The organism is Rhizobacter sp. (assembly GCF_031412075.1).
GTDB lineage: Bacteria > Pseudomonadota > Gammaproteobacteria > Burkholderiales > Burkholderiaceae_C > Rhizobacter.
In genome coordinates this window covers 1-20,278 of record NZ_JANOCG010000682.1, presented here as the reverse complement: position 1 = coordinate 20,278, position 20,278 = coordinate 1, and the positions used below count along the sequence as shown (strand labels likewise).

Below are 20,278 nucleotides of genomic sequence, written 5' to 3'. Positions count from 1 at the left end.
ATGAGTTGAACGGCTTTGGCTACATCGTTGAGATGGACGCCTATGACAAGGCTGTCGCCATCAAGAAGCGCACTGCACTGGGCCGATTCGCACACGAGAGCGCCGCCTTCAGCCGGCAGGTGGTCGGCAAGCCGCTTGCTGTGTACATGGGCGACGACTCGCGTGGTGAGTACATCTACAAGTTCGTCTCGACCGCGAACTGGGCTGCAGCCGATGCGAACCCCGCCAACCGCATCACCACCGGCGACAAATACCTCGATAGCGGCAAGCTCTACGTGGCCAAGTTCAATGCTGACGGCAGCGGCGAGTGGGTCGAGCTCCACATCGCCAACGCTGCGATCGCGGGCTACGCCACCTACACATTCGCCGACCAGGCCGACGTGCTGGTGAATGCCCGACTGGCCGCCGACGCCGTGGGCGCCACCAAGATGGACCGGCCGGAATGGTGTGCGGTGCACCCGACCACCGGCGAGATCTACTACACGCTCACCAACAACAGCAACCGCAAGCTCGAACCGAGCGGCTCGTCGCAAATGGGTCTCAACGGCGCCACCCCGCGTGCTTACGCCGACGGCTATGCCGGCGGTGCTGCAGGCGCGCCGGGCAACATCAACGGCCACATCATCCGCATGGCTGAAACCGCCGGCGAGTCGGCTGCGACCACCTTCGCGTGGGACGTGTACCTGTTCGGTGCCCAGGCCGAACTCGACCCCAAGCCGGCCGGTATGAGCGACACCGACTACGCCATCAAGGTGGCCGAGTACGCCGCGCGGGTCAACATTTCCGCGCTCACCAACGACCAGGATTTTTCCAGTCCCGATGGCATGTGGTTCAGCAAGAACACCGGCCTGTGCTGGATTCAGACGGACGATGGCTCCTACACCGACCGCACCAACTGCATGATGCTGGCCGGTGTGCCGGGCGTGGTGGGCGATGGCGCCAGACGCACCCTCAACTACACCCGCGCTGACGGCACGACACTGGCCCTGGACACCTACGTGGGGCGTCTGCCGACGGCCACCACCCTCAAGCGCTTTTTGGTGGGCCCGGTGGATTGCGAACTGACCGGCTGCACCGAAACGCCCGACGGCCGCACCCTGTTTGCAAACATCCAGCACCCGGGTGAAGCGCTCGATGCCGTGAGCGACATCAACACCCCGGCGCTCTACAAGAGCCACTGGCCGGGCAACGCCGGCTACGGCGCGGGCGGTGCGACGGCCCGCCCCCGCTCAGCCACCATCGCGATCACCAAGAACGACGGCGGGCGCATCGGCAGCTGAGCTGTTTGAGTTAGAACGAAGAAGAGAGTGGGCCGCGGGCGATTTCCCAATCGCCCGCGGCTTTTTTTCATCCAACCCCGCCCGGGCCGATCAGCCGCGCCCCACGTAAGGCATCTTGGTGGCCATGAGGGTCATGAACTGCACGTTCGATTCGAGCGGCAGCGAGGCCATCTGCACGATGGCGTTGGCCACGTGCTCCACGTCCATGCGCGGCTCGACCATCATCTGCCCGTTGGGCTGGAGAATGCCCTTGGCCATGCGCTCGGTCATCTCGGTGGCGGCGTTGCCGATGTCGATCTGGCCACAGGCGATGTCATAAGCACGGCCATCGAGTGAGGTCGATTTGGTGAGGCCGGTGATCGCATGCTTGGTAGCGGTGTACGGCGCGGTGAACGGCCGCGGCGCGTGCGCCGAGATCGAACCGTTGTTGATGATGCGGCCGCCGCGCGGTGACTGGGCCTTCATCAGGCGAAAGGCCTGCTGTGTGCACAAGAAAGCGCCGGTGAGGTTGACGTCGACCACGGCCTTCCATTGCGCATAACTCAGGTCTTCGAGTGGCATCGGCGGCGTGCCGCTGCCGGCGTTGTTGAACAGCAGGTCGAGGCGGCCAAAGCGAGCGTGCGTGGCGTCGAACAAGGCCTTCACCGAATCGGGGTTGCCCACGTCGGTGGCCACGGCCAGGGCGTTGGGGCCCAGATCACCTGCGTCGGCCACCGCCTTGTGCAGCAGCTCGGCGCGGCGCCCGGCCAGCACCACGCCGTAGCCCGCACGCAGCAGCGCCAGCGCCGTGGCGCGGCCGATGCCGGTGCCCGCGCCGGTGACCAGGGCGATCTTCTGTGGCGCGTTCATGATGTAGGTTCCTCGGTAGCAGGGGTCGGCGGCATCTCGAAGCAGTCGACGAAGGTGAAGAACAGCGAGGCGTAAAACACCGCGTAGAAGCTCAGTGCCAGCGGCGGGATCACGATCATGGCCAGCCCCGGCTGGCCGAGCAACAGCATCAGCAGCGAGCTGGCAAACGCCAGGGCCGTCAAGGCGCCGGCGCCGGTCAAGACATACACGGCAAACGCCCCCTTGTTGCGCCAGCAGGCCACGGTGCTGAAGAAGATCGCCTTGGCGGCGGGCTGGCCGTCCCAATACACCAGCGCCGGCGCATGCCAGAACGGCAGGCTGAGCAGGCTGATGGCGGCGGTGATCCACAGCAGGCTCAACTGCACACGGTCGTCGGAGAAGAGGGCGTCGAGGCTCTCGGGGCTGGCCTTGCCGCTTTCCATCGTGGCCTGCATGGCCGCCTGGAACCGGCCCCCGTCGATCCAGACATAGATGAGCGCCACGACGACCATCAACCCCGCATACAGCGCTCCCAGTTGCCACAGCGCGCGCTTCTTTGCGGGCCCGCTGCGCAGGGGCAGCACGAACACCTTCAAGGTGGGGAAACGGCCTTGCAGCGCCAGCTGCGTGGCCAGCATGAAACCGAGCGTGACCAGGGGCAAGGTGCCCCAGACGAGCAGGAAGCCGACCCAGGGCAACAGCTGCGCCACCAGCGTGCCCATCAGCCACAGGCCGAACAGGCCCATGAACGCGAGCGGTCGGCTGAAGAACACGGCAAAGCCCTGCCGTACCCACTGTGCGCCGCGGCTGGCGGGAACGATTTGAAGTTTCATGGGTGTCAGATTCAGATCAGGGCGGGGTGCCAGGGTTCGGTGACCCGGTGCGCCAATACACGCTCGAAGTGCGTGGGGTCGTGGGCGGTGAGCACGGTCGCGTCACGCGGCAGGTGATAGTCCCACAGCCGCGACACCCAGAAGCGCAGCGCGGCCGCGCGCATCAGCGCGGGCATGAGGCGGCGCTCGCCCGAGCTGAGCGGACGCACCGCGTTGTAGGCGGCCACGAAGGCCACGGCGCGCTCTTCGGCAAGGCGGCCGCTTTCGAGGTCGGTGCACCAGTCGTTGAGGCACACGGCGATGTCGAACAGGAAGGTGTCGACCCCGGCGAAATAGAAGTCGAAGAAGCCGGTGAGCTGGTGGCCTTCGAACATCACGTTGTCGCGGAAGAGGTCGGCGTGGATGGGGCCGCGCGGCAGCGCCGCATAGGCAGCCGAGGCGGCCACCTGTTGCTGGTAGGCGAGCTCGCTCTCGATCAGCGTGCGCAGCTCGGCGCTGAGAAATGGTGCGACCACCGGCACGGTCTCGGCCCACCAGGCGAGGCCGCGCAGGTTGGGCTGGTGGCGCTCGTAGTCGGCGCCAGCCAGGTGCATGCGTGCGAGCATGGCGCCGACACTTTCGCAGTGGCTCACGTCGGGTGCGAGTTGGTGGCCGCCAGTGAGGCGGTTCACCACGGCCGCCGGCTTGCCGCACAGCGTGTGCAGGATCTCGCCATTCGCGTCGGCCTGCGGGTCGGGCACCGGCACGCCGTGCTGCGCCAGATGCTTCATCAAGTGCAGGTAGAAGGGCAGCTGCTCGTGGCTCAGGCGCTCGAACAGCGTGAGCACGTAGCGGCCTTGCGCAGTGTCGGCAAAGTAGTTGGTGTTCTCGATGCCGGAGGCGATGCCCTTGAGGCTGCTCAGTTCGCCCACGGGCAGGCGTTTGAACAACGCGGCTGCAGCGTCGAAAGAGACTTCGGTGAAGACGGCCATGTCAGCGCGGGGCCATGGGCCAGGACAGCAAGGGGCTGGGCAAGAAAATCATGGCCTGCATTGTAGGCAGGGGGTTCCGTGGTGCGCCGTCGCGCCGCGTGTGTGCGCTTCGTCAATCGAGCCGCACCCGCACAAAGCTCGCGAAGCGTGGCACGCCATCGGTGTGCAGGCCCCGGTAGCGGTAGGTGACCTGGCTGCCGATGGGTGGGGGCGACGCGCGATCGGCGTCGCGCAGCCCGCTGCCCAGCTTGAACCTCAGGCCCTGCGATGTTTGCACCTGCAGCGCACCCAGCATGCCTCGGTACTTGCCTTTGCCCGGCACGTGCCCGACCACGGTGGCTTCGGCGTCGAGGTGCTGCTTGAGTTTGAGCAGGTCGTCGTTGCGTTCACCTCGGTAGAGCGAAGCGCCGCGGTGGAGCATCAAGCCTTCGCTGCCTTGCCGCACGGTGTGAAGCAGCAGCGCTTGCAGTTCGGCGTCGTCGGTCACCTTGTGTTGGGGCACGGCTTGCAGCCACGCCGCCTTGTTCTCGGCCAGCAGTCGCTGCAGGTCGGCCAGGCGCTGGTCGAAGCGGCCGGGGTGCGCGGGCAGGTCGAACACCATGTAGCGCAGCTCGCGCCAGGCAGCATCGTCTGGCGCATCTTTGGCGATGGCGGACGAGGCGGCGGTGAAGCGCCCACGCCCGGCCCACAGTTCGCCGTCGAGAGGCTGCGTGGGCCAGCCGGCGGTGAACCACCGTGGCGCTGAGATGCGGTGGCCTTGGCGGGTCCACAGCTGCGAGCCGTCCCAGCAGGCGCGTACGCCGTCGTACTTTTCGCTGACCCAGTAGTCGGCCAGTGGCAGTTCGGGGCGATAGAGATTGGCGAGCATCAACGGCCGAGCTTCCGCATGGAGGGTGCGGGGTGCAAGCCAGCACGCGCCGAAGGCCATCAGCAGGGCACGGCGGGGTGGGGTCGGGTGCAGCATGGTTTCGTGCGGGTGAAAAGAAGTGCGCAGGCTAAGGGCCGCATGGCACCCCGCCAAGCCCGCCAGAGGGGGCACACCCGCATGGGTGATGAGGCTCGCGCACTTCCCCGACAATCGCCCGCATGAACGACGCCACCCTCCAAAACGACGGCCCGCTGCTGCTGGTCGACGGCTCCAGCTACCTCTACCGCGCCTACCACGCGCTGCCCGACTTGCGCGGGCCCGAGGGTGTGCCCACCGGCGCCATCCACGGCATGGTGGCGATGATGAAGAAGGCGGTGCAAGACGTGAAACCGTTGCACGCCGTGTGTGTGTTCGACGCCAAGGGCCCGACCTTTCGCGACGACTGGTACCCCGAGTACAAGGCCCAGCGCTCGCCCATGCCCGAGCCCCTGGTGCAGCAGATCGAGCCGATCCACGAGGTGGTGAAGCTGCTCGGCTGGCCGGTGCTCACGGTGCCGGGTGTGGAGGCCGACGACGTGATCGGCACCTTGTCGGAGCTGGCGGCCAAGGCGGGGCAGAAGGTGGTCATCTCCACCGGCGACAAAGACCTGGCGCAGCTGGTCAACGAACACGTGAGCTTGATGAACACCATGAGCAACGAACGGCTCAACGTGCAAGCTGTGGCTGACAAATTCGGCGTGCCGCCCAACCGCATCGTCGACTACCTCACGCTGATGGGCGATGCGGTCGACAACGTGCCCGGTGTCGAGAAGGTCGGCCCCAAGACCGCAGCCAAGTGGATCGCCGAATACGGCTCGCTGCAAGGTGTGATCGACGCCGCCGACAAGATCAAGGGCGTGGCCGGCGAGAACCTTCGCAAGGCACTCGACTGGCTGCCCACCGGCCGCAAGCTGGTGACGGTCAAGACCGACTGCGAGTTGCAAGACCACGTGCCCGGCTGGCCCTCATTTGACGAACTGGCGTTGAAGCCGGTCGACAAAGTGGCGCTGCTGGACTTCTACAACCGGTTCGGTTTCAAGACCTGGAGGCGCGAGCTCGAAGACGCGCTTGGCACCCCGGCAGCGCCCGCTGCTGCCACGTCACCGAAGCCCCCGCCCAAGATCACGCCACAAGGCGACATGTTCAACGACACGCCAGCGCAGCCACCGGCGCCCTCGACCGTCAACCGCAGCTACACCACCGTGCTGACCCTGGAAGAGCTGGAGCTGTGGGCCGACAAGGCCGAGTCGGCGCCGCTCGTCGCGCTCGACACGGAGACCGATTCACTCGACGGCATGCGCGCGCAGATCGTCGGCATCTCGCTCAGCGTGAGCCCGGGCGAAGCGGCCTACATCCCGCTGCGCCACAGCTACGCCGGCGCACCCGACCAGCTGCCGGTGGACAGCGTGCTCGCCCGCCTGAAACCCTGGCTGGAGAACGCCGACGCGCCCAAGCTCGGCCAGAACATCAAGTACGACAGCCACGTGCTCGCCAACGCCGGCATCACGGTGCGTGGTTATGTGCATGACACGCTGCTCGAAAGCTACGTGCTCGAAGCGCACAAGCCGCACAGCCTGGAGAGCCTCGCCCAGCGCCACATCGGCCGCAGCGGGCTGAGTTATGAAGACGTGTGCGGCAAAGGCGCGCACCAGATCCCCTTTGCGCAGGTCGAGATCGAAAAGGCGTCGCAGTACTCCTGCGAAGACAGCGAGATGACGCTGCAGGTGCACCAGGCGCTGTGGCCGCAGGTCGAGGTCGACGCCGGCCTGCGCTACGTCTACGAAAAAATCGAGATGCCGGTGGCCGCCATCTTGCAGCGCATCGAACGCAATGGTGTGCTGATTGACTCGGCCTTGTTGGCACAACAAAGCCAGCAGCTCGGCGAGCGCATGCTGGCGCTTGAAAAAGAAGCCCATGAACTTGCCGGCCAGCCCTTCAACATGGGTTCACCGAAGCAGATCGGCGAGATCCTGTTCGGCAAGCTCGGCCTGCCGGTGATCAAGAAGACGGCGAGCGGCGCGCCCAGCACCGACGAAGAGGTGCTCGACAAGCTCGCCGAGGACTACCCGCTGCCGGCCAAGCTGCTGGAGCACCGCAGCCTGTCCAAGCTGAAGGGCACCTACACCGACAAGCTGCCGCTGATGATCAACCCCCACACCGGCCGTGTGCACACCAACTACGCGCAGGCGGTGGCGGTGACGGGGCGCTTGTCGAGCAACGACCCCAACCTGCAGAACATCCCCATCCGCACGGCAGAAGGCCGGCGTGTGCGCGAGGCCTTCATCGCGCCACCGGGGCATGTGATCGTCAGCGCCGATTACTCGCAGATCGAGCTGCGCATCATGGCCGACATCAGCAGCGATGCGAACCTGCTCAAGGCCTTTGCCGAAGGCATGGACGTGCACCGTGCCACTGCGGCCGAGGTGTTCGGCATCGAGCCTGCGGCCGTCACCAGTGAGCAGCGGCGTTATGCCAAGACGATCAACTTCGGGCTGATCTACGGCATGGGTGCGTTCGGCCTGGCTGCGAGCCTGGGCATCGAGCGCGGTGCGGCCTCGCAGTACATCGAGCGTTATTTCGCGCGCTACCCCGGTGTGAAGCAGTACATGGACGACACCAAGGCCTCGGCCAAGGAACGCGGCTATGTCGAGACGCTGTTCGGCCGCCGCATTTACCTGCCCGAGATCAACGGCGGCAATGGTCCGCGCAAGGCCGGTGCCGAGCGCCAGGCGATCAACGCGCCGATGCAGGGCACGGCGGCCGACCTGATCAAGCTCGCGATGATCGCCGTGCAGGCTGCGCTCGACGCGCAACAGCGCAGCACGCTGATGGTGATGCAGGTGCACGACGAGTTGGTGTTCGAGGTGCCCGACGCTGAGTTGGACTGGGCGCGTGCCGAGATCCCGCGCTTGATGGCCAGCGTGGCGCAACTCAAGGTGCCGCTGCTCGCCGAGGTGGGTGTCGGCCCGAACTGGGACCAGGCCCACTGAAATCCGCAGGCCTCTGTTCTGCAAAGCGGAACTGAGCCCTAGGAGAACAACTCCCTGGGCAGCCCCTTAGGGGTAAGACCCCTCTCCCGTTGTGTGGCCTTCCACACTAAAAATCGCGTCTCCTGGCGTTTGGCCTGGGCGAATAACAGACATCTGTTTCGCTTTGCAGAACAAGCCGGGTTGCACACAGGGAGAGATCGAATCGACGCGCGCACCACACCGCCGCTGCTGGAGGTCACCGACGTGACCGTGCGCTTTGGCGGCATCACGGCCTTGGACAAGGTTTCGTTTTCGGTCACCGGCGGCAGGATCGTCGGGCTGATCGGGCCCAACGGCGCGGGCAAGACCACGCTGTTCAATTGCCTCTCTCGCCTCTACAACTTCAGCGAAGGCCAGATCAACTTCGAAGGCACACCGCTCACTGCGACGCCGCCGCACGGCATTGCCTCGCTGGGCATCGGCCGCACCTTCCAGAACCTGGCGCTGTTCCGCACGATGAGCGTGCGGCAAAACGTGCTGCTCGGCGGCCACAGCCGCACCAGCACGGGCTATCTCGCCAACGCCTTTCGCCTGCCGCAAGTGCGGCGTGAAGAAGACCGCCTGCGCGCCCACGTCGAGCAAATCATTGCGCTGCTCGATCTGGGCGCAGTCGGTGAGACGCCTGTCGCCGACCTGCCGTTTGGCACCCAAAAGCGGGTGGAGTTGGCGCGCGCGCTGATCACCCAGCCCAAGCTGCTGCTGCTCGACGAACCGGCCGGCGGCCTGAACCACGAAGAGGTCGAAGCCCTGATGGAGCTGCTGCGCCACATCCGCGAAGAGCTCAAGCTGACGATCCTCTTGGTGGAGCACCACATGAACCTGGTGATGCGTGTGTCGGACCAGGTGGTCGCACTCAACTTCGGCCGCAAGATCGCCGACGGCACACCGGCCGAGGTGCAAAGCAATGCCGAGGTGATCAAGGCTTACCTGGGGACAGAAGCATGAGCGACATCCTCTTGCAAGTGCGCGGCCTGCACGCCCAATACGGCCCGACCAAGGTGCTGCACGGTCTCGATTTCGACGTCAAGGCGGGTGGCATCACCACCATCCTCGGGGCCAACGGCGCCGGCAAGACCACCACCTTGCGTGCCGTGTGCGGCATGGTCAAGGCGCAGGGCGAGGTGTTGCTGGGCGGTGAACGCATCGACGGCAAGGCCACCGAAAGCATCGTGCGCATGGGCGTGGCCCACGTGCCCGATGGCCGAGGCACCTTCCTCAATTTCACGACCGAAGAAAACCTGCGCATGGGTGCGTACACGCGCAAGGACCGCGCCGAGGTGGAGCTCGACTACGAGCGCATGTACACCTACTTCCCGCGCCTGAAGGAGCGACGCAAGCAGCAGGCCGGCACGCTCTCGGGTGGTGAGCAGCAGATGCTTGCGGTGTCGCGCGCGCTGATGCTGCGGCCGCGGCTCTTGCTGTTGGATGAACCCTCGTTCGGACTCGCGCCGCTGGTGGTGCAAGAGATGTTCAGCATCTTCAAGGCCATCAACGAGAAGGACCACATCAGCATGCTGCTGGTGGAGCAGAACGCCTCTCTCGCGCTCAAGCTCGCCGACCACGCCTACCTGCTCGAAACCGGCCGCGTGGTCACCTCGGGCACGTCGGAGTCGATTCGCAGCGACGAGTCGGTACGTCGCTCTTACCTGGGTTACTGATCCATGGACTTGTTGATCCATCAAATCCTGTCCGGCCTGGCCACCGGGGGCATCTACGCCAGCATGGCGCTGGCGCTGGTGATGATTTACCAGGCCACCCACCACGTGAACTTTGCGCAGGGCGAGATGGCGATGTTTGCCACCTACCTGGCCTGGACGCTGCTGCAGTCCGGCATGCCGTACTGGGCGGCCTTCTTCATCACGGTGACGGTGTCTTTTGTCGCCGGGGTGGTGATCGAGCGCGTGATCATCCGGCCAGTGGAGCATGCACCGGTGCTGTCGGTCGTGACGGTCTTCATCGGGCTGCTGGTCATCTTCAACAGCGTTGCGGGCTGGGTGTTCTCGTACACCATCAAACCCTTCCCGAGCCCGTTTCCGGATCAGCCCCTGTTCGGCAACCGCTACCTGTCCTCGCATGAGCTGGGCACCATGGGCATCACCTTCGTGCTGCTGTTGTTGCTGTTCGTCTTCTTTCGGTTCACGCCGCTCGGGTTGGCCATGCGCGCTGCCGCACAAAACCCGGTATCGAGCCGCTTGGTGGGTGTGCGTGTGGGCTGGATGCTGGCGCTGGGCTGGGGCCTGGCGGCGGCGATCGGGGGTGTGGCCGGAATGATGATCGCGCCGGTCGTCTACCTCGAACCCAACATGATGGGCGGCGTGTTGCTGTATGCCTTTGCCGGGGCCTTGCTGGGCGGCATCGACAGCCCGGGTGGAGCCGTCGTCGGCGGCTTCCTGGTCGGCATCCTTGAAAACGTGGTCGGCACCTACCTGGGCAACGAACTCAAGTTCACCATTGCCCTGATCCTGATCGTCACGGTGCTGGTGATACGACCGTCCGGCCTGTTCGGCAAAGTCAACGTTTCGAGAGTGTGAGATGACAACCGCCACCACTCACAAACCGGCCCTGAGTCGCAACCAGCTGATCGGCCTGGCGCTGTTGCTGGCAGGCGTCTGCGTGCTGCCGTTCTTCATTGCCAACTACCGCGTCTTCCAGCTCACCCTGGCCCTGGCTTATGCCATTGCCATCCTGGGGCTGAACATGCTGATGGGCTTCAACGGCCAGATCTCGCTCGGCCACGGCGCGTTTTATGCCATCGGCGCCTACACGGCCGCCATCCTGATGGACAAGGGCAACGTCCCTTATTGGCTCACGATCCCGATCGCCGGTGTGGTGTGCCTGGTGGCGGGTTTCCTGTTCGGGCTGCCGGCGTTGCGGCTCGAAGGCCTGTACCTGTCGATTGCCACCCTGGCGCTGGGCATTGCCATGCCGCAGATCCTCAAGCACAAGGTGTTCGAACACTGGACCGGCGGCTCGCAAGGCCTGGTGATCATCAAGCCCGACCCGCCCGAGTGGCTGAAGATCTCGCAAGACCAGTGGCTGTATTTCTTCGTGCTGGCCTGGACGGTGTTGCTGTTCGTCGTCGCGTGGAACCTGCTGCGCGGCCGTGTCGGCCGGGCGATGGTGGCGATTCGCGACCAGCCGGTGGCGGCGCAGGCCATGGGTGTGAACACCGCGATGTACAAGTCGCTCACCTTCGGTGTCTCGGCGCTTTACACCGGCATTGCCGGCGCGCTGGGCGCCATCGTCGTGCAGTTCGTGGCGCCCGATTCGTTCGGCATCTTCCTGTCGTTCACCTTGTTCATCGGGGTGGTGATCGGCGGCTTGTCGTCGATCTCGGGGGCGATCTACGGCGCGCTGTTCATCCAGTTCATCCCGAACGTGGCCGACGAAATCTCCAAGGCCGCGCCCTGGGCCATCTACGGCGTGTTCCTGATCGCCTTCATGTACGTGATGCCCACAGGTGTGGCGGGCTTCGTGCGCATCGTGAAGGCTCGGTTTCTACGAAGGCGGGTAACTCAGTAAGCCGTTCGCGAGGCTTGGCGCGTTGAGTTGCGTACACCGGCCTCTCCAGTGTGTGTTCGACAGTCTGAAAGGAAGCAACATGACATCGAGGAACTTGAAACTTGCGCAGTGGGCGGCGGCGTGTGCCACGCTTGCCGTCTCACTGGTCCACGTGAACGCGTCTGCACAGGCCAAGTACGGCCCCGGCGCTTCCGACAAAGAGATCAAGCTCGGCCAGACCATGCCCTACAGCGGCCCGGCCTCGGCTTACGGCACCATCGGCAAGCTGCATCTGGCCTACTTCAAGATGATCAACGATCAGGGCGGCATCAACGGCCGCAAGATCAATCTCATCAGCCTTGACGACGGCTACAGCCCGCCCAAGACCGTGGAGCAGGTGCGCAAGCTGGTCGAACAGGAGGAAGTGCTGGCGCTGTTCAACACCCTGGGCACGCCGCCCAACAGCGCGATCCACAAGTACGTGAACGCCAAGAAGGTGCCGCACCTGCTGCTCTCCACGGGTGCCACCAAGTGGGGCGACCCGAAGAACTTTCCGTGGACCATGGGTTTCAACCTGAGCTATCAGGCCGAAGGCACGATCTACGCCAAGTGGCTGATGAAGAACAAGCCCAATGCCAAGATCGCCGTGCTGTATCAGAACGACGACTACGGCAAGGATTTGCTCAAGGGCGTGAAAGACGGGCTCGGCGCCAAGGGCGCGAAGATGATCGTTGCCGAAGCGACCTACGAGGTGGCCGACCCGACGGTCGATTCGCAGATCCTCACGCTGAAGGCATCGGGCGCCGACACCTTCATCAACATCACCACGCCCAAGTTCGCCGCGCAGGCGATCCGCAAGGCCTATGACAGCGACTGGAAGCCGCTGCACATCATCAACAACGTGGGCGCCTCCATCGGCTCGGTGCTGATCCCGGCCGGGGTTGAGAAGTCCAAGGACCTGATGACGCTGCAGTACTACAAGGACCCGAACGACCCGCAGTGGAAGGACGATCCGGCCATGCTCGAATGGCGTGCCTTCATGGGCCGCTACTACCGTGATGGCGACCCCAAGGACGCCAGCAACATGTACGGCTACATCTCGGCGCAGACCATGGTGCAGATTCTCAAGCAGTGCGGCAACGACCTCACGCGCGAGAACGTGATGAAGCAGGCCGCCAGCTTGAAGAACTTCAAGCTGCCGCTGCTCTTGCCCGGCATGCTGGTCAATACCTCGCCGACCGACTACTTCCTGATGGAGCAAGGCCAGCTGGCCAAGTTCACCGGGACGCAGTGGCAAGGCTTCGGCGACGTGATCGGCGCTGCCGACTGAGCTGGCGCGCGATGCACGTTTCAGAGAGCCGCCTTCGGGCGGCTCTCTCGCTTTTTGGGGTATGTCGTTCCGCCTTCGCGGGAATGACGAACGCTGCGAGTTACTTCAGCGCGAGATCGCCCCGCTTCACGAAGGCCGTCACATCGTTGAGCACCGGCACCATCCAGCGCAACGACCACGCCATCGAAGCGACCAGCAACACGTGGTCGATGCGCTCGTAGATCTCCAGCGTGACGGGCACTTCCACCGCTCGCAAGCGTGCGGCCAGCCCGAGCGTGTTGCGCTCGGTGTCGACGAGTTTGTCGCCCCGCGCCGCGCCCAGAAACACAGGCGGTGCACCCGGTCGCACGTATTCGAACGGCTGCGAGCCCGCCGGGTAGTTGGGGTGATAAAACACCGGCTGTGCATTCACGTTGTTGATCGGCAAGAAGTCATACGGCCCGGCCAGACCCACCCAGCCTGCGAGGGCTGCAGGCGACTGCCCTGCGGCTTGCAGCCAGCGCCCGTCCAGCACCAGCATGGCCGCGTTGTAGGCCCCGGCGCTGTGCCCCATCACGAACACCCGCTTGGGGTTGCCGCCCAAGCGACGGGCCTCACGCAAGCCGTAGGCAACGGCCTGGGCGCTGTCTTCGAGGAACGCCGGGTAGCGAACCTCGGGGTAGAGCCGGTAGTCGGCCACCAAGGTGAGCACGCCGCGCGAGGCCAGGGCTTCGCCGACGAACTGGTATTCGCTGCGGGCGCCCCAGTTCCACGAGCCGCCGTAGAAGAACACCACCACCGGCCAGCCGCCGGCCGGGGCGGGGCTGGTGGGCTGGTAGATGTCGAGTTGCTGGCGCGGCAGCGAGCCGTAATTCACGCCGCCGGTCAGCGTGTAGGTGGACGAGGGTGTGAGCTTGTTGAGCCCTGCCGCGCAGCCTGTGAGAGCGAGGGTGGTGGCGGCGAGGGCGAGGCGTCGGGTTCGGTTCATGGGGTCACTTTACGCAGAACCCGCGCCGCCGGATGCGATGGGGCTCAACCCAGCCGTGCCTTGTGCCGCGCAATCTGCGCGCGCACCTGGGCTGGCGCCGTGCCGCCCAGCACGTTGCGCGCGTTGAGCGAGCCGTGCAGGCTCAACACGCCGATCACGTCGTCGGTGATCGCGGCGTTGAAACCTTGCAGCGTGGCCAGTGGCAGCTCGCTCAGGTCCAAGCCTAGCGCGATGGCGGTCTTGACGGCGTGGGCCACCGTTTCATGCGCGTCGCGGAAGGGCAGGCCCTTTTTCACCAGGTAATCGGCGAGATCGGTGGCGGTGGCATAACCCTTGAGGGCGGCGCGCTCCATCGCGTCTTTCTTGACGCGAATACCACCAGACCTCGCCCCGGTTTCCGGGTCGAGGGTGCCGCCCACCATCTCGGCCATGATGCGCAGCGTGTCGCGCACCGTGTCGACGGTGTCGAACAGCGGCTCCTTGTCTTCCTGGTTGTCCTTGTTGTAGGTGAGGGGCTGGCCCTTCATCAGCGTGAGCAGGCCCATCAGGTGGCCGACCACGCGGCCGCTCTTGCCACGCGCCAACTCGGCCACGTCGGGGTTGCGCTTCTGCGGCATGATCGACGAGCCGGTGCAATAGCGGTCGGCGAGGTCGATGAAGCCAAAGTTCTGGCTCATCCACAGCACGATCTCCTCACTCAGGCGCGACACGTGCACCATGGTGATCGAGGCGAACGACGCAAACTCGAGCGCGAAGTCGCGGTCGCTCACGGCGTCGAGGCTGTTCTGGCACACGCCGTCGAAGCCCAGCGTCTTGGCCACACGCTCACGGTCGAGCGGGTAGCTGGTGCCGGCCAAGGCGGCGGCGCCCAGCGGCAACTGGTTCACGCGTTTGCGCACATCGGCCAGGCGCTCGGTGTCGCGGGCAAACATCTCCACGTAAGCCAGCAGGTGGTGGGCAAAGCTCACCGGCTGCGCCACCTGCATATGGGTGAAACCCGGCAGGATGGTGTCGACGTTCTTCTCGGCCACCTCCACCAGCGCGAGCTGCATCGCCTGGAGCAGCGGCGTGATGGTGTCGATCTCGTCGCGCAGACACAGGCGCACGTCGGTGGCCACCTGGTCGTTGCGCGAGCGGCCGGTGTGCAGGCGTTTGCCGGCGTCGCCCACCAGGGTGGTGAGCCGGGCTTCGATGTTGAGGTGCACGTCTTCGAGGTCGAGCTTCCATTCGAAGGCGCCGGATTCGATCTCCTGCGTGATCTGCGCCATGCCGCGCTGGATGTCGGCCAGGTCGCTCGCGGCGATCACACCTTGCGCGGCCAGCATGTCGGCATGGGCCAGGGAGCCTGCGATGTCGGCCTTCCACATGCGCTTGTCGAAAAAAACGCTCGAGGTGTAGCGCTTGACCAGCTCGCTCATGGGCTCGGAGAAGAGCGCAGACCACGCTTGGGATTTTTTGTCGAGTTGGTTGTCAGACATGGGGCGGTTCAGGGGGGAGGCGGCGGGTGTAACGCTTGGTAGGCCGGGTTGCCGAGCGACGGGACTTGGCGACAATGCGCTGCACGACCCAGTGCAGCGCCCGATTCTATTCGGCACCCCATGGCAGAACCCCACCCCCAAGACGCATCCGTCAAGAGCAGCCGCCCGGCCAGCCTGGGGCCGGAGTCCACACGCTCGGGCGACTCCATGCAGAGCAGCAGCATCTTCGGCCCGACAGGCTTCGGCCCTTTCGAGGCCGCGGCGCGCGGCCAGCCTGGCGCCGGGTCGGCGTTCGATGTGTGCCACGTCGGGGTGGTGCTGCGCGCCTTGCTGTTTGTGCACATCTCGCTGGCGGTGGGGGTGTCGTTCGCCTCGATCGACTTCCGGGCCTGGCTCACGCTGCTGGCCGTGGCGGCGAGCATGGCCTTGCCGGCGGTGCTGTTGTGGCTGGTGGTGGCCTGTTTGCTCAAGCGCTCGCTGGCGCGCTGGTCGACGGCTGCGCAGTGGGTGGCGGCGGTGGGCCTGGGCGCAGTCAGCGGAGGGTTTGGCTGGGGGCTGCAAGCCATGGGAGGCCTCGGCCTGCTCGGTGGTGGCGTGCCCTGGCCGGCGCCTTTGTTGGGCGGAGCGGCGCTCGCTGCGGCCCTCTTTTACTGGCTCACCTTGCGCGCACGCGCTCGCCTGCCGGCCGACACCACGGCGCGGCTGGCCGAGCTGCAGTCGCGCATCCGCCCGCACTTTCTGTTCAACACGCTCAACACCGCCATCACGCTCGCGCGGCTCGACCCCGCGCGCACCGAGCACCTGCTCGAAGACCTGGCCGAGCTGTTTCGGGTGGCGCTCACCGAGAGCGGCGAGTCGGTGAGCCTGGCCGACGAAGTGGCGCTGGCCAAGCGTTACCTGGCCATCGAGCAGGTGCGTTTTGGCGAGCGGCTGCAGGTGAGCTGGGAGCTCGACGACGACGCCGGTTCCGCCCGTGTGCCGCCGCTCTTGCTGCAGCCGCTGGTCGAAAACGCGGTGCGCCACGGCGTGGAGCCGGCGGCTGACGGCGGCGTGATCCGCATCCGCACGCGGGTGAAACGCGCGCATGCGGTGGTGAGCATCGTCAACACCTTGCCCAAGCAGGCCTCGCGGCCCGGCACCGGCATGGCGCTGCGCAACGTGCGCGAGCGCCTGCGGCTGATGCACGACGTGGCGGCGCAGTTTGAGACGCGCCTGGAGCGTGATGTGTTCCGTGTGCAGATCATCATTCCCCTTTGACGAACGCCATGACCGAAGAACTCCGAGTTTTGGTGGTCGACGATGAAGAGCTCGCGCGCCTTCGCATGCGCAGCCTGGTGGGCGAGTGCGCCTCACCCAAGGCACGGGTGGTCGGCGAGGCCGGCAACACCGGCCAGGCGCTGGCCTGGATCGGCGCCCATGAATGCGACCTGGTGCTGCTCGACATCCACATGCCTGGCCCCGACGGCACCCAGCTTGCCGCCCGCCTGCGCCAGCTGCCCAAACCGCCGGCCATCGTGTTCGTGACGGCGCATGCCGAGCACGCCTTGCAGGCCTTCGACCTCGAAGCCGTCGACTACCTCACCAAGCCCGTGCGCCGCGAGCGCCTGCAGGCGGCCTTGCAGCGGGTGGCGCAGCGCCTGGGCACACGCACAGCCGAGCCAGCGGCCAGCGACGAGGCGGAGCCGGTGATCCTGGTCAACGAGCTGGGGCGCAAGGTGCGCGTGCCGGTGTCCGAGGTGCTCTACCTCAAGGCCGAGTTGAAGTACGTGACGCTGCGCACCGCCAGCCACACCCACGTGCTCGACGATGCGCTCACCGATTTGGAGCAGCGCCTGGGCGACCGGTTCTTGCGCATCCACCGCAATGCACTGGTGGCTCGCCGTGCACTGCGTGCGCTGGAGCGCCGGGTGATGCCCGCCGAAGAGGGCGACGAAGCCGCCGAAGGCTGGGTGGTGCGGGTGGCCCCGGTGGATGAATGGCTGGCGGTCTCGCGCCGCCAGGTCGCGGCGGTCAAGGAAGCGATTGCGGAGGGTGGGGTGTGAGCATCGAAGTCGACGCAGCGGAGCCGCGCTCGCGGGCCACGTGGTTGGGCGTGGTGTTGATCCTGGTCGCGCTGGCGGCCCTGGGGTGGCAGGCCTGGGTGTCGGGCGTGGGCGACGAGTTGTCGCCGCTCGCGCCGGCCGAATCGATGGGCAAAACCTCGCTGCAGGACATGCTGGCCAACGTCAATGGTGCAACCCTCGGCGCCTGGGCAGCGTCGTCGGCCCGGCACCCGGCCCTGCCGGCGAGTGCGCCGCTGGCCCCCGGCGAGACCGAGATCTGCGGCCTCGGCCGTGTGAAGGCCGACGACACCGGGCAGCCGAAAGACATGGCGCCGGTTCGGTTTGCCGCGCGGCGTGCGCGCGAGCGGCTGTTGTCCACACTCGCCAACAGCCCCGATGAGGTCGCGCGTGCGGCCGGGCTGCTGCTCATGAGCGCCGGCCGCCCGCAGTTTGCTGACGAAGCTTGCGACACCGCCGACTGCGCGCAGCGCACCGCGCCCGCCCCCAACCCGGGCGGGCGCTTGCGCTCCGACCTGGTGGCGCGTGATGCGCTGGCCAGCATGGCGCTGACCACCCGCTCGCCGAAGGTCTACGCCCTGGCCATGAATGCTTGCCAGAGCCACCGCAAGGAGGGCGTGTGCCTGCAGCTCTCGCCCGAACAATGGGCGCGGCTCGACCCCGACAACGCCGTGCCGTGGTTGTATGTGGCCGCCGACGCGGGCGACCGCCGCGAGGCCCCCACCGCCGCCGAGGCGCTGTTTCGTGTGTCGCGCGCCGCGCGGTCTGATGCGCACTGGGGTGCGTTGACCGGCCTGGTTCTCGCCAAGCTTCCTCCCGAGCTGCCGATCCTCGACAAGGTGGCTTTGGCGGGCGAGGTGCTGAGCCTCGAAGCGGAGGCATTGATGCCGTTCGTGCCGGCGAGCCAGTACTGCTCGGTGGCCGAAGTGCGCGACGCCAACCGCCAGCAGGTGTGTTCGGCCATGGCCGAGGTGCTGGTCAACAAGGGCAGCAGCTTGATGGATGTGGCCCTGGGCACCAGCATCGGCCAGCGTGCGGGCTGGCCGGCCGAACGATTGGCTGCCTTGCAGGACGAGCGTGACGCCTTGCTGCAGCTCAACGACCAGAGTGCGGTACCCCAGCGCTGGAGCTGCACCGGGCTGGTTCGCACGCTGAACCAGCTGACCGAGATGGGCCAGCACGGCGAGCTCGGCGCGATGCGACGCGCCTTGAAGCAGTCGCCCGAGCCGGTGGCGGTGCTGGCGCGCAAGCAGCGCGAATCGTCTGCGTTGCGCGCCGCCAGTGCGGCCAGCAGCGCGGCGTTGAAACCCTAGGGCCTGTTCACACTAAATGAGCGCGGGTGCTCATTTAGTGTGAACCGGCCCTAAGCCTTGGTGCCCGGTCGCAGCAGCGACCAGGCCATGAAACCCATCAGGGCCAGCGCGGCCAGCAGCACACCCCACAGCCAGAACTTGCGTGAAGGCGCAGGGCCCGGTGCCGACGTGGCCGCCGACGCTTGAGCTGCCGCGCTCGCCGCAGCGGTGGGGGGCGAGGCGGCGATCACCACGGTGGCGGTGTCGCTGGGCAGGGCATCAGCGGGCTGGCGTGTCGGCATCAGTTGAGCGAGCGTGAGGGCGCTGGTCGACAGCTCACCCCCCCAGGCCAGCCGAAACGGCGCCGGCTCGCGCGCCAGGAACACCAGCGCTGCCGGTCGCGCACCGACGCGGATCGTCGGCGGTGTGGCGCCGAGCTGCACCATGCCGCCCACCGGTTGCACGCGCAGGCGTGTCACCAGCCCCGCGTTCAACGCCAGCTCGGGCGAGCGCACTTCGCCTTCCGGGAGGCGCAGCCAATAGGCGGTGGTGGTTTGCAGCGGGCTCCACACGGCGGCTGCTTCGGCGGTGGGCTGTGGCGAGGTTTTGCTGCGCACGCCCTTGAGCGTGTCTTTGAGGTGGTCGCGGTGGCGGTGGCGGCGCGCGGGTTGGGTGGAGGCGCCCGCGCTGCGGTCGTACTGCACCAGCAACTGCAACGGCGCGAGGGTGTTGGCGGCAGCCAGTTGCCATTGCAGCCGCTCCAGCGGCAGGTGGCGTGGCAGGGAGTAGTCGCAGTGTTGTGCGCTGCATTCGCTGGGCGCGATGGGCTCGCTCCATTGCAACGGTGGCGCGGCGTGATGGTGGCTCACGCTGACCACCCGGGCGCCGCTGAGCGGTGGGGGTGTGTTGCCGGGCAGCGGGCGCAGGCGCAGGTAGCGCGCGCGCAGGCCGTCCAGCTCGAACGCGCTGTGCTCCAACCGCAAGCCTTGGTGTTGCAGCGACAGCAGCTGCGCGGCGCGCTGCAGCGTGCTCCATCGTTGCAGGTCGTTGCTGTGTTCAAGCACGAAGCCGTAGATGCCCTGTGTGCCGGGTGCCACGCTCAGCTGCAGCGTCAGCAGCGCGCCTTTGACGCTGCGGGTGTCGATGATCCAGCCGCCTTGTTGCGCGGCGTCGACCGCCGATGCGGCAGCAGCTGCCTTGAAAAAAGGCACGGCTTGCCGATGTTCTTGCGCCGTGGGCCCGCCGGGCTCATCGACCCAGGCGTGCGGCACCGGTTCGCCGCGTGCGTTGAGCACCTGGATGTCGCCCAGGTCGGCAAACCGCGTTTGGGCCATCACGGAAAGCGGCACGCGCAGCCCGTGGTACACCGCCGGGCCTTGCAACACCAGCGCGGCTTCACCGGCGATGGCGCTGGCTGTGCAGATCGCGAGCAAGCCGGCGAGAGAGCGTTCACGCCACATCGTTGTTCTCCTTGCGGCTGGGTGGCACCGGGGCAAAGTAGCCCACCAGCAGCAACAGCAGGCCCACCACGATGAAGGACACGATGCGGTAGAGCCCGCCGCGGTCGGCCAGCTCCACGAAAAAGAGCTTGAGCACCACCACGCCGAGCAGCGCCGCGCCCACCACCCACACCACACGCTGCAGCTGCTTGTGGCCGAGCAGCATCAAGGCCACACCGACGATCGACCAGGCCACCGACAGTGCGGCCTGCGTGAGCGTGGAGTCGAACAGTGCATCGGCCTCCCAGGGCACGCCAGCCCAGTGATGACAGATGCGCAGCACCATGCCGGTGTAGATCGCAA

General features: G+C 66.3%; 18 protein-coding genes. 10 read left to right on the top strand and 8 right to left on the bottom strand.

The features are described 5' to 3' along the window. Nucleotides 1-1,280: alkaline phosphatase PhoX (locus RMO40_RS25325; protein ID WP_309726749.1), on the top strand; the 1,280-nt coding region annotated here is incomplete at its 5' end. 90 nt (nucleotides 1,281-1,370) lie between these two features. On the opposite strand, the gene RMO40_RS25320 is transcribed toward RMO40_RS25325, so the two are convergent. The 4 genes from RMO40_RS25320 to RMO40_RS25305 all read right to left on the bottom strand — a co-directional run bounded on the left by RMO40_RS25320 (nucleotide 1,371) and on the right by RMO40_RS25305 (nucleotide 4,876). Continuing rightward, complete coding sequence (locus RMO40_RS25320; protein ID WP_309726747.1) at nucleotides 1,371-2,129, bottom strand: SDR family oxidoreductase; 759 nt, start codon at nucleotides 2,127-2,129, stop codon at nucleotides 1,371-1,373. Next, complete coding sequence (locus tag RMO40_RS25315; protein ID WP_309726744.1) at nucleotides 2,126-2,941, bottom strand: BPSS1780 family membrane protein; 816 nt, start codon at nucleotides 2,939-2,941, stop codon at nucleotides 2,126-2,128. Before RMO40_RS25315 ends, RMO40_RS25320 begins: the two co-directional genes overlap by 4 nt. An 11-nt stretch (nucleotides 2,942-2,952) precedes the next feature. Next, nucleotides 2,953-3,912: a homoserine kinase gene (locus tag RMO40_RS25310; protein ID WP_309726741.1), complete on the bottom strand. Its 960-nt coding sequence runs from the start codon at nucleotides 3,910-3,912 to the stop codon at nucleotides 2,953-2,955. 112 nt (nucleotides 3,913-4,024) lie between these two features. Continuing rightward, on the bottom strand, nucleotides 4,025-4,876 hold the full coding sequence (locus tag RMO40_RS25305) for a DNA ligase (RefSeq protein WP_309726739.1): 852 nt from the start codon (nucleotides 4,874-4,876) through the stop codon (nucleotides 4,025-4,027). A 122-nt stretch (nucleotides 4,877-4,998) separates the two neighbouring features. Here RMO40_RS25305 and polA point away from each other — a divergent pair, with 122 nt between their 5' ends. From polA to RMO40_RS25275, 6 genes are all read left to right on the top strand, one after another. After that, nucleotides 4,999-7,809 (top strand): DNA polymerase I, encoded by a 2,811-nt coding sequence (gene polA / locus RMO40_RS25300; RefSeq protein ID WP_309726736.1) that lies wholly within the window; start codon nucleotides 4,999-5,001, stop codon nucleotides 7,807-7,809. 180 nt (nucleotides 7,810-7,989) lie between these two features. Then, nucleotides 7,990-8,793 carry an ATP-binding cassette domain-containing protein gene (locus RMO40_RS25295; RefSeq protein WP_309726733.1) on the top strand — a complete coding sequence of 268 codons (804 nt, stop codon included), beginning with the start codon at nucleotides 7,990-7,992 and terminating at the stop codon, nucleotides 8,791-8,793. Further along, nucleotides 8,790-9,506: an ABC transporter ATP-binding protein gene (locus RMO40_RS25290; RefSeq protein WP_309726731.1), complete on the top strand. Its 717-nt coding sequence runs from the start codon at nucleotides 8,790-8,792 to the stop codon at nucleotides 9,504-9,506. The genes RMO40_RS25295 and RMO40_RS25290 overlap by 4 nt, the downstream gene beginning before the upstream one ends. A gap of 3 nt (nucleotides 9,507-9,509) precedes the next feature. After that, entirely contained in the window at nucleotides 9,510-10,379 is an 870-nt protein-coding gene (locus RMO40_RS25285; RefSeq protein WP_309726729.1) for a branched-chain amino acid ABC transporter permease, read from the top strand. Between the two features lies 1 nt (nucleotide 10,380). After that, on the top strand, nucleotides 10,381-11,370 hold the full coding sequence (locus RMO40_RS25280) for an ABC transporter permease subunit (RefSeq protein WP_309726726.1): 990 nt from the start codon (nucleotides 10,381-10,383) through the stop codon (nucleotides 11,368-11,370). 79 nt (nucleotides 11,371-11,449) lie between these two features. Next, complete coding sequence (locus RMO40_RS25275; protein WP_309726724.1) at nucleotides 11,450-12,679, top strand: ABC transporter substrate-binding protein; 1,230 nt, start codon at nucleotides 11,450-11,452, stop codon at nucleotides 12,677-12,679. 100 nt (nucleotides 12,680-12,779) lie between these two features. Here the strand turns inward: RMO40_RS25275 and RMO40_RS25270 are convergent, their stop codons facing one another. Together RMO40_RS25270 and argH are read right to left on the bottom strand one after the other, a co-directional pair. Further along, nucleotides 12,780-13,646 (bottom strand): alpha/beta hydrolase fold domain-containing protein, encoded by an 867-nt coding sequence (locus tag RMO40_RS25270; protein WP_309726722.1) that lies wholly within the window; start codon nucleotides 13,644-13,646, stop codon nucleotides 12,780-12,782. Nucleotides 13,647-13,690: 44 nt separating this feature from the next. Continuing rightward, the gene (gene argH, locus RMO40_RS25265) at nucleotides 13,691-15,124 is read right to left on the bottom strand and encodes an argininosuccinate lyase (protein WP_309726720.1); all 1,434 of its coding nucleotides are present in this window, start codon (nucleotides 15,122-15,124) and stop codon (nucleotides 13,691-13,693) included. Nucleotides 15,125-15,244: 120 nt separating this feature from the next. On the opposite strand from argH, the gene RMO40_RS25260 reads away from it, so the two are divergent. From RMO40_RS25260 to RMO40_RS25250, 3 genes are read left to right on the top strand one after another with little or no spacing between them, the layout of a single operon-like run. Then, nucleotides 15,245-16,381, top strand: coding sequence for a histidine kinase (locus RMO40_RS25260; protein ID WP_309726718.1), 1,137 nt, complete (start codon nucleotides 15,245-15,247; stop codon nucleotides 16,379-16,381). A gap of 8 nt (nucleotides 16,382-16,389) precedes the next feature. Further along, nucleotides 16,390-17,166 carry a response regulator gene (locus RMO40_RS25255; protein WP_309726716.1) on the top strand — a complete coding sequence of 259 codons (777 nt, stop codon included), beginning with the start codon at nucleotides 16,390-16,392 and terminating at the stop codon, nucleotides 17,164-17,166. After that, nucleotides 17,163-18,497, top strand: coding sequence for a hypothetical protein (locus RMO40_RS25250; RefSeq protein WP_309726714.1), 1,335 nt, complete (start codon nucleotides 17,163-17,165; stop codon nucleotides 18,495-18,497). Before RMO40_RS25255 ends, RMO40_RS25250 begins: the two co-directional genes overlap by 4 nt. Nucleotides 18,498-18,547: 50 nt before the next feature. Here RMO40_RS25250 and RMO40_RS25245 read toward each other — a convergent pair whose 3' ends face one another. Together RMO40_RS25245 and RMO40_RS25240 are read right to left on the bottom strand one after the other, a co-directional pair. Continuing rightward, nucleotides 18,548-19,936: a DUF3999 family protein gene (locus RMO40_RS25245; RefSeq protein ID WP_309726712.1), complete on the bottom strand. Its 1,389-nt coding sequence runs from the start codon at nucleotides 19,934-19,936 to the stop codon at nucleotides 18,548-18,550. Next, nucleotides 19,926-20,278, bottom strand: a 353-nt coding sequence (locus RMO40_RS25240) for a DUF2339 domain-containing protein (RefSeq protein ID WP_309726710.1), incomplete at its 5' end; no start/stop codon positions are given. The genes RMO40_RS25240 and RMO40_RS25245, both read right to left, overlap by 11 nt.

Coding starts and splice junctions, on each gene's coding strand:
- RMO40_RS25320 (WP_309726747.1), bottom strand. CDS start 2,129: ATGAACGCGCCACAGAAGATCGCCCTGGTCACCGGCGCGGGCACCGGC.
- RMO40_RS25315 (WP_309726744.1), bottom strand. CDS start 2,941: ATGAAACTTCAAATCGTTCCCGCCAGCCGCGGCGCACAGTGGGTACGG.
- RMO40_RS25310 (WP_309726741.1), bottom strand. CDS start 3,912: ATGGCCGTCTTCACCGAAGTCTCTTTCGACGCTGCAGCCGCGTTGTTC.
- RMO40_RS25305 (WP_309726739.1), bottom strand. CDS start 4,876: ATGCTGCACCCGACCCCACCCCGCCGTGCCCTGCTGATGGCCTTCGGC.
- polA (WP_309726736.1), top strand. CDS start 4,999: ATGAACGACGCCACCCTCCAAAACGACGGCCCGCTGCTGCTGGTCGAC.
- RMO40_RS25290 (WP_309726731.1), top strand. CDS start 8,790: ATGAGCGACATCCTCTTGCAAGTGCGCGGCCTGCACGCCCAATACGGC.
- RMO40_RS25285 (WP_309726729.1), top strand. CDS start 9,510: ATGGACTTGTTGATCCATCAAATCCTGTCCGGCCTGGCCACCGGGGGC.
- RMO40_RS25280 (WP_309726726.1), top strand. CDS start 10,381: ATGACAACCGCCACCACTCACAAACCGGCCCTGAGTCGCAACCAGCTG.
- RMO40_RS25275 (WP_309726724.1), top strand. CDS start 11,450: ATGACATCGAGGAACTTGAAACTTGCGCAGTGGGCGGCGGCGTGTGCC.
- RMO40_RS25270 (WP_309726722.1), bottom strand. CDS start 13,646: ATGAACCGAACCCGACGCCTCGCCCTCGCCGCCACCACCCTCGCTCTC.
- argH (WP_309726720.1), bottom strand. CDS start 15,124: ATGTCTGACAACCAACTCGACAAAAAATCCCAAGCGTGGTCTGCGCTC.
- RMO40_RS25260 (WP_309726718.1), top strand. CDS start 15,245: ATGGCAGAACCCCACCCCCAAGACGCATCCGTCAAGAGCAGCCGCCCG.
- RMO40_RS25255 (WP_309726716.1), top strand. CDS start 16,390: ATGACCGAAGAACTCCGAGTTTTGGTGGTCGACGATGAAGAGCTCGCG.
- RMO40_RS25245 (WP_309726712.1), bottom strand. CDS start 19,936: ATGTGGCGTGAACGCTCTCTCGCCGGCTTGCTCGCGATCTGCACAGCC.